Genomic DNA, 12133 nt, shown 5'->3' with positions numbered 1-12133 from the left:
CTCCGGCAGGGGCGGGGAGGGGGTCAGACCGCGAGGTAGCGCAGCATCACCACCGTGTCGAAGTGCCTCGTCTCGGCCAACCGGAGTCGAATGTGGTTGTCCAGCGGGGGGAACATCGGGGTGCCCCCGCCGAGAACGACGGGCGAGAGGAACAGCTGGTACTCGTCGATGAGACCGTGGGGAATCAGTGAGGTCGCCAGGTTCGCGCCGCCGACCTCCATGGTGCCATCTCCGTCGGCCTTGAGTCTGCGGACCTCCTCGACTGCGTTCTCGCTGACAAGTCTGCTGTTCCAGCGAACCTCCGTGAGCGTTCGGGAGAACACGACCTTGGGCTTCTCCGTCCAGAGCTTCGCGAAATCGCGTTCGATGCGCGAGGCGCTCGCGGGCACGTACGGCCAGTGCGCGGCCATCAGCTCGTAGAGTCTGCGCCCGTGCAGCGAGACCTCGATCTCGCGGTACCGATCGTTGTGAAACTGGTGCAGTTCCTCGTCCGGTTCGGCCCAGTCGATACTCCCGTCGCGGTCGTTGACGAAGCCGTCGAGGGACACGCCGAAGGTGTAGATCAGTTTCCTCATGATTGGACAGACCTTCCGCGGTGGAAAAACTAAGCGGAGCGCGTCCGGCGCTCACCCCGCGACACGAATCGAAGCCGATACGACCGGCCGGTGCCCATGCCGCAAGCGGCGGACGCGGCCTGCCATAGTGGGCCGACGCGCGCGTTGCGAGTTCTCCTTGCCGGCTTCGGCTTCCTGTTCGGATTGCTGGTCGGCGGTGTCGGTCTGCTGGCCTCGTGGACGAGTCGTCCCGTCCGAGTCGACTTCGCGTACGTGGCCGGCGATCCCTTCGCGGGCACAGTAGGTCGTGCTCTCGACTACTCGTCACTGATCGTCGTCGTCACGCTGCCGCTGCTGGGGGCGGTGCTGGGATGGGTGGCCGCGGTCGTCGCGGGCCGTCGGGGCTGGCGGCTCGCGCGCGGCGGGTCGTGACGGCGGGTCACGGGCGGAATACTGCGCGCACGCACCCGTCCTGCTTGTCCTTGAACATCTCGTACCCGCGGACCGACTCTTCGAGCGGCATGTCGTGGGTGATGAGTACCGCGGGATCGAGCTCGCCCTTCTGGACGTGCTCGAACAGCCTTGGGAGATAACGCTGGCCGTGCTGCTGCGCGGAGCGGATGGTCAGACTCTTGTTGGTGACGGCGCCCATCGGGAACTTGTCGGTGACCCCGTACACGCCCAGCACCGACACCACCCCGCCTTTGCGGCACGCGAGTACGGCCTGCCGCAGCGCCGTCGCCCGATCGGTCTCGAGCCGCAGAAATTGCTTGGTGCGGTCGTAAAGTTCCTGCACACCCGTGCCGCGGCCCTCCATCCCGACGGCGTCGATGCACGCGTCGGGACCGCGACCGCCCGTGGTTTCGCGCAGTACGTCGCGGACGTTGCAGTCGGTGTAGTCGACCGTCTCGGCGTCGCAGACCGTGCGTGCCATCTCGAGGCGTTCCGGGAACCGGTCGATCACCACTACCCGTTCCGCGCCGAGCAGACGGGCACTCTTCGCCGCCATCAACCCGACCCCGCCGGCGCCCCAGATCGCCACCGTGTCACCTTGGCTGATGTCGCAGAAGTCCGCGCCCATGTAGCCGGTCGGCACTGCGTCGGACAGGAACAGCGCCTGCTCGTCGGACACGCCGTCGGGTACGGCGAAACAGTTGACATCGGCGAACGGCACGCGGATGTACTGCGCGTGGGAGCCCTGGTAGCCGCCGAACGGATGGGTGTAACCGTAGATTCCGCCCGTGGGGTAACCGAAAACCGGTTGCTGCAGATGAGCGTTGGGATTGGTGGTGTCGCACACCGACGGCAGGTCGTGGTCGCAGTACCAGCACGCCCCGCAACTGATGAACGACGGCACCACAACCCGCGTGCCCTTGCCGATCTTGTCGACTTCTCGTCCCGTGTCCACCACTACGCCCGTGAACTCGTGACCGAACACGTCGCCCTCTCGCATGCCGGGCAGATAACCGTCGATGAAGTGCAGGTCGGACCCGCAGGTGGTGGTGAGCCGCACCTCCACGATCGCATCGTGAGGGTTGACCAGCCGCGGATCGTCGACGGTCTCGACGGACAGGTCGTTGACGCCGTTCCAACAGAGTGCGCGCATGAGGGTCCTCTCTCGTCAGTGGGCGGCGGTCACTGCGTGGCGGGGCGCGCGCTCGGGTTGTCGCGCAGGGTCGGTATCTCTCCCGTCTGCAGGAGCGCACGGGCGCGGTAGAGCACCGCGAACGCGGCGAGTGACGAGAGGAAGTCCGGCAGGGGTGTGTCCGCCCGGAGGCTCACCTCGGTGCCGAGACCGCGCGGCGCCTCCCGGAACCTCAGCTCGAACCCCGGATTCGCGCCCGCGTCGTCAGGCTGGGTGGCGGTGAATCGGAAGGCGTCGCCGTCCTCGTGCAGGACCGCGCGCCACGACTCCCCGCCGTCCGACGCGCCGGCGGGGGTCCAGACGTACTCACCGGGCGCGTCTCCACTCCGTACGTCCGCCGAACGATCGAAGACGGCCGACAGCGAATCGGGGTCGCGCCAGAACTGCTCGACCTCGTCGCGCGCGCTGCTGATGGTGACCGACTGGGTCTTCTCGGAGGACGTGAGGTGGCCGACCACCTCGCCGACGACCTCGCCCACCTTCTTCTTGACGTTGTCGAGATACTGCATCGGGACCTCCGCCCGGTTGACTGTGCCTAGCTGTCGTCCTCGTCCGAGTCCGAACGGCGCACCACGTCGGGCGCATTCTCGCGGGTCGCCATGCCGCCGTCGCGCCCATGGTCGGCCGGGCCCGGCGGATCCTCGTGGACCTCGTCCTGCCCGGTGCGCCCGGTGTCGTGCTGGGTCATCTCGTGCCTCCTGCGGTCTTCGGTTCTCGATCGTCGGTCGTCGGGTGCTGTGCGCGGCGCCTATGGCTTGCCGCGGTCGGGTGTCTGCCGCGCCACGCCGTGCCGCAGTGGGGTCGAACCCTCGGCTGCCTGGGCGGGGTTCGCCGCCGAGCTGCCCGCCGTCCCCGACACGGGAGGAGCGTTGCGCGGATCCCCGGCGGACGGTGTCGCGCCGGATTCGAGGGCCGCGATCCGGGCGCTGAGGATCTCGACGATGTGCGGCCGGTGGGCGTTGGCCCGCTCGTGTTCGAGGAGTTGCTGCACCTGACCGAGGTCGAGCGAACGCACGCGGTGCTGGACATCGCTCGTCGACAGTTGATCGTAGTCGGGGAGGGGAAGCGATTCGTTGCTCATCGGGGATGGTGCTCCTTCGTGGACGGGACGTTCTTCGAGTCGGAACGGATTGACCCGCAGTGCTATTCGGTCGGGTCCGGATGCCAGCCGCGCACATCGGGGTCGTCGTCGGCAGGCGGCTCGGGGTCGTGCCATTCCTCCGCGCGCGACGGACGATTGCCGCGAAGCATCCCTTCGGTTTCCTTCTTGAGCTCCTCGTCCTCGACGGGGCCGTGCTTGCTGTTGCCACGTTCCATGTCGGTGACCTCCTTGTCACGGTCTCTGCCGGGGGAGTGCCCCTCGCGCCCGGTTTTCAAACAGAGGCGGGCGGGCGCTCGGCTCAGCTCTCGACGACCACGCGGAACTTTTCGAGCGACGGATCGGACGCATCCGGAATCACCATGCCGGCGGCGACCCCGCTCCGCAGGTAGTCCACGACCGCCTGGTCCAGCCGTTCGCCCGGAACCACCGTGGGAATGCCCGGCGGATAGGGGGTGATCTGCTCGGCGGCGATGCGTCCGGCCGCGCGGCCCGCGTCCACCATCTCGATGTTGCCGAAGAAGGCGTCGCGGGGAGAGAGCACCGATTCGAGCTGCAGTTCCGACGGACTCGGCAGATGGATCTCGGGTGGACTCGCGAACGACTCCGCCGCGCGGGCTACGGCGCCCAGGGATTCGACGAGACGGTCGATGGTCGACCCGTCGTCCGCCATCGAGAGAGTGGCGAGAATGCGCCGATGATCGGTCATGCCCAGATCGACCTGGCAGTGCTCCCGGAGCCAGTCGGTGCACTGGTAGCCGGACACGCCCAGACCGCTCACGTCGATGAGGATCTGCAGGCGATCGAGGTCGTGCGAGGCCTCGTCGCCGAGCAGCCTGTCCTCGAGCACGGTGAAGCCGTCGACGGCGGCGATCCGCTCACGGGCATTCGCGGCCAGCGCCAGTGCACGTCCCAGCAGGTCGTGACCGTGTTCGACCATCTGCCGCCGCCACCCGTCCATCGCGGAGTACAGCATCACGTTGGGGCTCGTCGTCATCAGCAGGTCGGCGCACTGAGCCAAATATCGGCCCTCCACCAGATCACCCTGCACGTGGAACACCGACCCCTGCTCGAACCCGGCGCCCATCTTGTGGACACTGACCACGCAGACGTCGGCGCCGGCGTCCATCGCCCACGTGGGCAGGTCCTCGTGGAACGGGAGATGCGCGCCCCACGCCTCGTCGACGATCAGCGGTTTTCCTCGCTCGTGACACACCTCGGCGATGCCTTCGATGTCGGCGCACGTGCCGTACGGGCTCGGACTGACGACGAGGGCTCCTGCCGCGTCCGGGTGCTTCTCCCAGGTCTCGCGGACCTGTTCGGGAGACGGCGGATGCGAGAAGTGCATCTCTTCGTCCCATCGCGGTGTGATCCAGCGCGGGGTGACGCCGCTGAAGACCAGGCCGGCGACGATCGACTTGTGGGAATCACGGGCCACGAGCAACCCGCCCGGGTCGTCACCCGCCACCGCCATCATCGCCGCCTTGACCGACAGCGAGCTCCCGCATGTCGAGAAGAAGGCCTGGTCAGCCCCCACGGCCTCGGCCATCAGTTGCTCGGCGTTCGACAGGTACCCGTTGGAGGACTTGCGATCGTCGAGCCCGCCCGACGCGAGGACGTCCGCGCGGAACGGGTCGTCACCCAGGACATCCCGTACCCGCTGGTCGGCGCCGCGCCCCTGACGATGGCCCGGCGGCGAGAACCCGTAACGGTCCACCCGGTGGTACTGCTGCAGTGCCTCCAGCAGAGGCGCCCGTGACTGATCCATATCGGTCACGTACCCAGAAGGCCGCGGCGGCAACCGGGCCCGGTGCTGCGGTTCGCGCGGCGCCGGCGTCAGGGAATGCGGACTCCTCGGAACCGGACCTCCCGAAGGGTTTCGAAGCCGAGACGCCGGTACAGGTCGATCGCCCGGGTGTTGGTGTGGACGACGTGGAGGAACGCCCGCTCGTCGCGAGCCGCGATCCGACGCGTCAGGGCCTGGACGAGGCGGGCGGCGTGGCCGTGGCCGCGCGCCTCCGGAGCGGTGCACACGGCGCTGATCTCGGTCCAGCCGGGCGGACGGAGCCGTTCGCCGGCCATGGCGACCAGCACGCCGTGGTCGCGCACCCCGAGGTAGATACCGAGGTCCGGGGTGCGGACGCGGAACGGGCCGGGTTGTGTCCGGGCGACGAGGTCCATCATGGCCGGCCGGTCCGGAGCGCCGAGTTCGACCAGCTCCGAGCCTGCGGGGAGGTCGCGGCCCGGCGCTCCGACCGGTTCCGCTGTCGGCGCCACCATGCGCAAGCCGGTGACGTCGAACACCGGTTCCCAGTGTGCCGGTGGCGGTTCCGGGCAGTCGAAGAGGTCAGCGAGCTCACCGTGTCCGAGTAGCCGCGCGAGATCGGACCAGTCCTCGGGGGTCGGTTTCGGCGGGACGGCGCAGAACGTCGCCACGTCCGGGTGATACGTCGCGGCGCGTCCCACCCGACGCGCGAGCGAGGAATGATTGCCGCGCAACGACCAGTGCACCGGGTGCGCCAGACCGGGATCGTGGGCGGGCGGCGTGTCGCCCGCGATGAAAGAGTCGGTGTCGGGAAGGGGTGCCGCAGCCATGACTCTCAGCCTCGCACCCCGCACCGTGTCCCGGTTCGCCGGGTGCGCCACTGCCGCCGGGCCTACGCGTCCGGTGTCGGCGCGTCGTGCGACGACAGCGACCGCGTGGCCGGCCCTTCCAGGAGACGCCCGTCGGCAGCGAAGCGGGATCCGTGCAGGGGGCAATCCCAGCTGCGCTCGGCGTCGTTCCACCGCACGATGCCGCCGAGATGCGGGCAGACCGCCGAGACGCGGTGGGTGCTGCCGTCCACCGTGCAGACCGCCTCGGGCCGAGGGATTCCGGCGCGCACGTGACCGGCCCCCTCCACGGGTGTCGACGAACGAGAGCCGGCGAGTGGTGCCACCCATCCCTTCGCCATCTCGACGGCGACCGCCGCGTTGAGTTCGACGGTCGGCAGGACGCTTCGCGGCCCCCGGCTCGCGGCCCACGGATCGAACGCCCAGCCCCAGTCCGCCTCTTCGCCACGAACGCGGGCAGCGAGCATCGTGGCCGCCGCGACGGCGTTCGTCATGCCCCACTTGTCGAACCCGCTCGCCACCAGGATTCGATCGTCACCGGGGAGGAGCCCGCCGACCACAGGCATGTCGTCGGTGCAGTGATAGTCCTGAGCCGACCACGCGTGCGTGACCTCGCCCGCGGGGAAATGCTGCCGCGTCCACTCGATCAGATCCGCGATGCGCGGTTGCGTGGCCCCGCCCCGGCCTACGGTGTGCCCGTTTCCTCCGACCACGAGAACCTCGCCGTCGGAGGTCGGGGCGTAACGCAGGGAGCGCGTGGGGGAGTCCGCGGACAGGTACATACCGCGCGGCGGTCGGTCCAGGCCGCCGACTGCGATGCAGTAGGAGCGCCGGGGCTCGAGGCGAGCGAAGAACGAACCGCGGTCGAGGATCGGAATTCCGGTCGCGAGCACCACCCGGTCGGCGACGACACTGCCGCTGTCGTGCCGGACGGTGAGTTCACCGGGTCCGTGGCTGACGGTCCGTACCCGGGTGCGCTCGAGGACGGGGACGCCGCGACCCTGCAGTTCGTGCACCAGCGCCGTCGTGAATTCGACGGCGTCGAACTGGGCCTGGTCGGCGAGGGCGACCGCCCCGGTGACGGGGAACGGCAGTTCCGCGGCATCGTCCCAGTGGACGTCGAGTCCGGCCGCGGTGGCGGCATCGAACTCCGCCGCCACCGACTCGGCGCCGTCGGGCGTGGTCGCATATGTGTACGCCGTCTCGATCTGCACAGGCACGCCGAGGGTTCGGCAGTTCTCGAGGAGCCGCGCCTGCGCGGCCCTGTTGGCCTCGACGTAGGCGAGCGCGACGTCGGCCGGGTATCGCTCGGTCAGCTTCGACAGCTTGGTGCCTTGGAGGAGCGAGATCTTCCCTGTGGTGCGGCCCGTGGTGACCGAAGCGGCGCGCCGTGCTTCGAGAACCGCGACGGTGCGCCCCGACTGGGCCAGTTCGAGCGCAGTGCTCAGTCCGGTCAACCCCGCACCGACCACCACGACGTCGAAGCGACTGCCCTCCGGGAGCGTGAGCCTCTCGGTCGGTCGTGGCCGGTCGAGCCACAACGCCGTGCGTGTCGGAGGCACGACGGTCAGTGGTTGCGAAGTTCGGAAATGAGGTCGGCCTTTCGTTTGGAGGAGTAGCCGGACAGGCCGATCTCCTTGGCGCGCTTCTTCAATTCGTCGACGGTCCAATCCTCGTACGACGGCGCCTTTCCGCCCTTGTGGCCCACGTTCGAGCGCCCGCGGTTGGCGCTCGCATTGGCGATCCGGGCGGCCTTCTCCTTGGATTCGCCCTTCTCGCGCAACTTTTCGTACTGCTCTTCGTCCTTGATCGACGATCGGGCCATGGTCGTCTCCTTCCTCGGGGCTGCTGTCGTCGACATACCCAGAGGTGGTGGGTGCTACACCTGCCGCGCAGCGCGGTGCGTGAGGAGCTGAGGGGTCGGTCTCAGCCGGCAGCCGCGCCCGCGGGGCGTCGAAGCCGGGTCAGGCGTCGATGGGCAGCGGCGCGGCCGGGTTGACGAGACCTCGGGCCCGGAGTTCGTGCCAGAACGCGGCCGGAACGGACTGGTCGAGTGCCGCGGTGTCCTCGGTGATCCGACTGGGGCGCGTGGCGCCGGGAATGGCTGCCACCGACACCGGGTGCGCGAGCGAGAACTGCAGGGCGGCGGCCTTGATGCTGATGCCGTGCTCGTCCGTAAGGGCCTTGATCTTGCCGACCCGCTCGACGATCTCCGGCGGGGCCTGCTGGTACTCGAAGTTGGTGCCGCCGGCGAGCACACCGGAGCTGTAGGGCCCGCCGACGACCATGCTGACGTTCTGTTCCTGGGCCATCGGAAGCAGGCGTTGCAGCGCGTGCTCGTGGTCGAGCAGGGTGTAGCGCCCCGCGAGCAGGAAGCCGTCGGGTCGCGGTTCGTCGAGTTCCAGCGTCATTTCGATCGGCTCGGTGCGGTTGACCCCCAGTCCCCAGCCCCTGATGACGCCCTCGTCGCGCAGGCGCGTCAGCACCCGGAAGGCGCCCGTGCGGGCCTCCTCGAACTTCTGCACCCACAGATCACCGTGGAAGTCCTGGGCGATGTCGTGGACCCAGACGATGTCGAGGCGGTCGACGCCGAGCCGCTTCAGCGATCCTTCGATCGAGCGTTCGGTGGCGTCCGCGGTCCACTCGTGGAGGATCTTGTTCGGGTTGCCGTGCTCGAACAGGCCACCCTTCTCTCCGAAGTCGGGTTCGGATGACTCCGGTTCGTCGAGGATCACCCGTCCGACCTTGGTCGAGAGGACGAAGGAGTCGCGCGGCTTGGTCGAGAGCAACGTGCCGAGGCGTTCCTCCGCGAGGCCGGCGCCGTAGAAGGGCGCGGTGTCGAAGAATCGGATGCCTTCCTCCCATGCGGCTTCGAGTGTGGCCTCCACGTCTGCGTCGGGGATCGCCCGGAACATGTTGCCGAGCGGTGCGGTGCCGAATCCCAGGCGGCCGGGGACGATGTCGGTGAGCGACATGGTGTTCTTCTCCAATGTGGTCGTGGTGGCGCGATGCCGGACTCGGAACGGGACTCCCGACCGGCGGAACGCAGACGAGATATCTGCAAGCGCGCGTTGTATGTGATCCACAGTAATTGCAGACGCGGGATATGGGCAAGCGCAGGTGGTTGTGACGTGTGCGGCCCCGCGACGGCGCCACGCGAGTGGAGTGCCCGGCGGCGGGCCAACCAAACGCCGGGCGGGGCCTCCGTCCGGGGCGGATCCGGGCGCAGAGGGCGCCGCATATTGTCCTTGCATGGAGTTGCGCCACGTCCGATATCTGCTCGCGGTCGCCGACCACGGCAACTTCACTCGCGCGGCCGAATCCCTGCACATCTCCCAGCCGACGCTGTCTCAACAGATCAAGCAGCTCGAGCGCGCGCTGCGGGTGCAGTTACTGGATCGTTCCGGTCGGGCGGTTCGCCTCACCGACGCCGGGCAGGTGTACGCGGAGCACGTGCGGCGCGCTCTCCGCGACCTCGATGCCGCCGAGCGTGCCGTCCACGATGTCCAGGACCTCACGCGGGGCCAGCTGCGAGTGGCGATGACGCCGACCATCACCGCGTATCTCATCGGCCCGGTCGTGCACCGGTTCCATGCTGCCCACCCGGCGGTCACGGTGACCGTCGTCGAGACGACACAGGACCGGATCGAGGAGGGGCTGCTCGCCGACGACCTGGATCTGGGTATCGCGTTCGCCGGTGCACACGTCGCCGGAATCGAGAGCGAGGCGCTGTTCACGGAAGACCTTAGTGTGGTGTCCGGGCCGGGGCACGTCCTCCTCGGGCGCTCGGGACGGTTGCCTCTCCACGAGCTGGCGCAACATCCGCTTGCCCTGCTCAGTGGCGACTTCGCAACTCGAGTCCACATCGACCGGTACTTCGCCGAGAACCGCATCGATCCGCGCATCGCGTTGGAAGCCAACTCCATCAGTGCATTGCTCGAGTTCGTACGCGGTGGATCGCTCGCGACGGTCCTTCCGGACGCCATCACTCGCGCCCAGCCGGAGCTGGAACCGCTCGGTGTGGACCCGGCGCTGCCGAGCCGGACCGTCGAACTCCTGCGACGCCGCACCGCGTACCACTCGGTGGCCGCGCGCGCCTTCGCATCGATCGTGAGGTCCGAGGCGGTCGGACTGTCTAGCAACCGCGATTGACCACGTCTATGGAAACGATGGAAGACAAGTATTGGACGCTATAGCCGCCGCGGGGGCAGGGTGGATCTCGTCGGGCAACCTCGCCCGACCGATCCCATCACAGGAGGCTCGATGCCTGATCTCGCAGACGGCGTCACGCACTTCCAACGCGACGTCTTCCCCACCAAGGCAAGTCTTTTCGCCGAACTTGCCGCAGTGCATGCTCCACACACGTTGTTCATCGGATGCTCCGATGCGCGTGTAGTTCCGGAGCTGATCACCAGTAGCGAGCCGGGGGAGCTGTTCGTCGTTCGCACAGCTGGAAACATCGTCCCGGCCTACGGGCCGGGAGGAGACGGTACCGCCGCCAGTATCGAGTACGCGGTCGCGGTACTCGGTGTCGCCCGCGTCGTCGTCTGCGGCCACTCCGGCTGCGGAGCGATGACTGCGGTCGCGGAGCACCACGACCTGACAGGCGTGCCGGCAGTTGCGCAGTGGCTGCGGCACACCGACGCTTCCGCGGCCCGAGCCGTCCGCCGCACCGACGACGCCGTCTCGGCGCTGGTGGAGGCGAACGTCGTTGCGCAGCTGAGCAATCTGGCCACCCATCCGGCGGTGGCCCGAGCCCTGACCCGAGAAACCCTCACCGTCGAAGGTTGGGTGTTCGACATCCCGACCGGCGCCGTCACCGTCGCCGAGCACGCCGGTGGCGTCTCGACGCCCGCCGCGTGACCGCGCATCCGACAAGACCCTCCCCGAAAGGAACCACATCATGGTGCACGCACAACTCGACCCCACCGCCCGCCGAAATCTGGCCGTCGACGCCGTCGCCGCCAAGATCGAGAAGGATGTGACGTGGCAACAGATCGCGGATGCCGCCGACCTGTCGGTCGCCTTCGTCACGGCCGCGGTTCTGGGCCAGCACGCGCTCCCCGAGAAGTCCGCCCGCGCGGTCGCCGAACTGCTCGATCTCGGTGCCGATGCGGCGACGTTGCTTCAGACGATCCCCACCCGAGGTTCGATTCCGGGCGTCGTACCCACCGATCCGACGATCTACCGCTTCTACGAGATGCTCCAGGTGTACGGCACGACACTCAAGGCACTGGTACACGAGCAGTTCGGTGACGGCATCATCAGCGCCATCAATTTCAAGCTCGACGTGAAGAAGGTCGCCGATCCCGACGGCGGTGAGCGCGCCGTGATCACATTGGACGGAAAGTACCTGCCCACCAAGCCCTTCTGACCGGTGGAACCGCACCTCACCGCCCTCCGAGTCGCCCGGAACCGAGACGCCCAGGACATCACCATGGACTTTGCACAACGCACCATCGACCTCGCCCGCCGCAACGTCGCGGAAGGGGGACGCCCCTTCGCGACAGTCATCGTCGAGGACGGCACGATCCTCGCGGAGAGCCCCAATCTGGTGGCACAGACCGGTGACCCCACGGCGCACGCCGAGATACTCGCGATCCGGGAGGCATGCGTGCGTCTCGGGACCGAGCACCTCGTCGGCGCCACGATCTACGTTCTCGCGCAGCCGTGCCCGATGTGCCTGGGCGCGCTGTACTACTGCTCGCCCGACGAGGTCGTGTTCCTCACGACGCGGGAGGCGTACCAACCGCACTACGTCGACGATCGGAAGTACTTCGAACTCGATACGTTCTACGACGAGTTCGGCAAGAGCTGGGACGAGCGTCGTCTGCCCATGCGCTACGAACCGCGCCAGGACGCGGTCGACGTGTACCGCGCATGGCAGGAGGCCAACGGTGGTGACCGTCGCGTTCCCGGTGCGCCGACTTCCGGCCACGACGATCGACGGTAGCCGCGTCCGGACCCGGCAGCGCGCCTCACGCGTCGGGTCCGGGGGCAGCCGGGTCGTCACCCGAGGACGATCCGGCGTCCATCACTCGCCGCCACCACGGATCCAGCGGGCTCGGCTGCGGATAGCGGACGTCGGCGTCGTCGCTCTCCTCGTCGTCCGGGTCCGGCGAGGGCGCCGACGGGTCGCGCCGCGTCATACCGGGCACGGCGCCGGTGGAAGCGCAGCTCTCGGGGGTCTGGGTCCGCACATACCCCCAGGATTCCCCCGCC

Annotated in this window: 17 protein-coding genes; 5 read left to right on the top strand and 12 right to left on the bottom strand. The window is 68.5% G+C overall.

Annotated elements, in window-relative coordinates; translation table 11 throughout:
• Positions 1–23 precede the first annotated feature (23 nt).
• The gene (locus E7742_RS09135; RefSeq protein ID WP_137798665.1) at positions 24–575 is read right to left on the bottom strand and encodes a dihydrofolate reductase family protein; all 552 of its coding nucleotides are present in this window, start codon (positions 573–575) and stop codon (positions 24–26) included.
• 96 nt (positions 576–671) lie between these two features.
• On the opposite strand from E7742_RS09135, the gene E7742_RS09130 reads away from it, so the two are divergent.
• A complete protein-coding gene (locus E7742_RS09130; RefSeq protein ID WP_137801115.1) occupies positions 672–986 on the top strand; it encodes a hypothetical protein in 315 nt (104 codons plus the stop codon).
• A gap of 7 nt (positions 987–993) precedes the next feature.
• Here E7742_RS09130 and E7742_RS09125 read toward each other — a convergent pair whose 3' ends face one another.
• The 10 genes from E7742_RS09125 to E7742_RS09090 all read right to left on the bottom strand — a co-directional run bounded on the left by E7742_RS09125 (position 994) and on the right by E7742_RS09090 (position 8886).
• On the bottom strand, positions 994–2160 hold the full coding sequence (locus E7742_RS09125; RefSeq protein WP_137798664.1) for a zinc-dependent alcohol dehydrogenase: 1167 nt from the start codon (positions 2158–2160) through the stop codon (positions 994–996).
• A 29-nt stretch (positions 2161–2189) separates the two neighbouring features.
• Complete coding sequence (locus E7742_RS09120; RefSeq protein ID WP_137798663.1) at positions 2190–2708, bottom strand: hypothetical protein; 519 nt, start codon at positions 2706–2708, stop codon at positions 2190–2192.
• A gap of 26 nt (positions 2709–2734) precedes the next feature.
• Entirely contained in the window at positions 2735–2887 is a 153-nt protein-coding gene (locus E7742_RS23180) for a hypothetical protein (RefSeq protein ID WP_175420445.1), read from the bottom strand.
• Positions 2888–2947: 60 nt separating this feature from the next.
• Positions 2948–3280 carry a hypothetical protein gene (locus E7742_RS09115; protein ID WP_137798662.1) on the bottom strand — a complete coding sequence of 111 codons (333 nt, stop codon included), beginning with the start codon at positions 3278–3280 and terminating at the stop codon, positions 2948–2950.
• Between the two features lie 62 nt (positions 3281–3342).
• Positions 3343–3516, bottom strand: a complete 174-nt coding sequence (locus E7742_RS23175) for a hypothetical protein (protein ID WP_175420444.1) — start codon at positions 3514–3516, stop codon at positions 3343–3345.
• Positions 3517–3599: 83 nt separating this feature from the next.
• Positions 3600–5066 (bottom strand): aminotransferase class I/II-fold pyridoxal phosphate-dependent enzyme, encoded by a 1467-nt coding sequence (locus E7742_RS09110; protein ID WP_137798661.1) that lies wholly within the window; start codon positions 5064–5066, stop codon positions 3600–3602.
• 68 nt (positions 5067–5134) lie between these two features.
• Positions 5135–5893 carry a GNAT family N-acetyltransferase gene (locus E7742_RS09105; protein ID WP_137798660.1) on the bottom strand — a complete coding sequence of 253 codons (759 nt, stop codon included), beginning with the start codon at positions 5891–5893 and terminating at the stop codon, positions 5135–5137.
• A 62-nt stretch (positions 5894–5955) separates the two neighbouring features.
• Positions 5956–7473 (bottom strand): FAD-dependent oxidoreductase, encoded by a 1518-nt coding sequence (locus tag E7742_RS09100; protein ID WP_137798659.1) that lies wholly within the window; start codon positions 7471–7473, stop codon positions 5956–5958.
• A 5-nt stretch (positions 7474–7478) separates the two neighbouring features.
• Positions 7479–7736: an SAP domain-containing protein gene (locus E7742_RS09095; protein ID WP_137798658.1), complete on the bottom strand. Its 258-nt coding sequence runs from the start codon at positions 7734–7736 to the stop codon at positions 7479–7481.
• A gap of 139 nt (positions 7737–7875) precedes the next feature.
• Entirely contained in the window at positions 7876–8886 is a 1011-nt protein-coding gene (locus tag E7742_RS09090; RefSeq protein ID WP_137798657.1) for an aldo/keto reductase, read from the bottom strand.
• 277 nt (positions 8887–9163) lie between these two features.
• Between E7742_RS09090 and cynR the strand changes: the two genes are divergently transcribed.
• The 4 genes from cynR to E7742_RS09070 all read left to right on the top strand — a co-directional run bounded on the left by cynR (position 9164) and on the right by E7742_RS09070 (position 11864).
• Positions 9164–10063 (top strand): transcriptional regulator CynR, encoded by a 900-nt coding sequence (gene cynR / locus E7742_RS09085; protein WP_137798656.1) that lies wholly within the window; start codon positions 9164–9166, stop codon positions 10061–10063.
• Between the two features lie 111 nt (positions 10064–10174).
• The gene (locus E7742_RS09080; RefSeq protein WP_137798655.1) at positions 10175–10774 is read left to right on the top strand and encodes a carbonic anhydrase; all 600 of its coding nucleotides are present in this window, start codon (positions 10175–10177) and stop codon (positions 10772–10774) included.
• Positions 10775–10814: 40 nt separating this feature from the next.
• A complete protein-coding gene (gene cynS, locus E7742_RS09075; RefSeq protein ID WP_137798654.1) occupies positions 10815–11285 on the top strand; it encodes a cyanase in 471 nt (156 codons plus the stop codon).
• A 63-nt stretch (positions 11286–11348) separates the two neighbouring features.
• The gene (locus E7742_RS09070; RefSeq protein WP_137798653.1) at positions 11349–11864 is read left to right on the top strand and encodes a nucleoside deaminase; all 516 of its coding nucleotides are present in this window, start codon (positions 11349–11351) and stop codon (positions 11862–11864) included.
• 25 nt (positions 11865–11889) lie between these two features.
• On the opposite strand, the gene E7742_RS09065 is transcribed toward E7742_RS09070, so the two are convergent.
• Positions 11890–12111 carry a hypothetical protein gene (locus E7742_RS09065; RefSeq protein ID WP_137798652.1) on the bottom strand — a complete coding sequence of 74 codons (222 nt, stop codon included), beginning with the start codon at positions 12109–12111 and terminating at the stop codon, positions 11890–11892.
• Positions 12112–12133 lie beyond the last annotated feature (22 nt).

Source organism: Rhodococcus sp. SGAir0479 (genome assembly GCF_005484805.1).
Taxonomy (GTDB): Bacteria; Actinomycetota; Actinomycetes; order Mycobacteriales; family Mycobacteriaceae; genus Prescottella.
The sequence above is the reverse complement of the archived record's forward strand: the minus strand, read 5'-3'. Positions and strand labels throughout refer to the sequence as shown.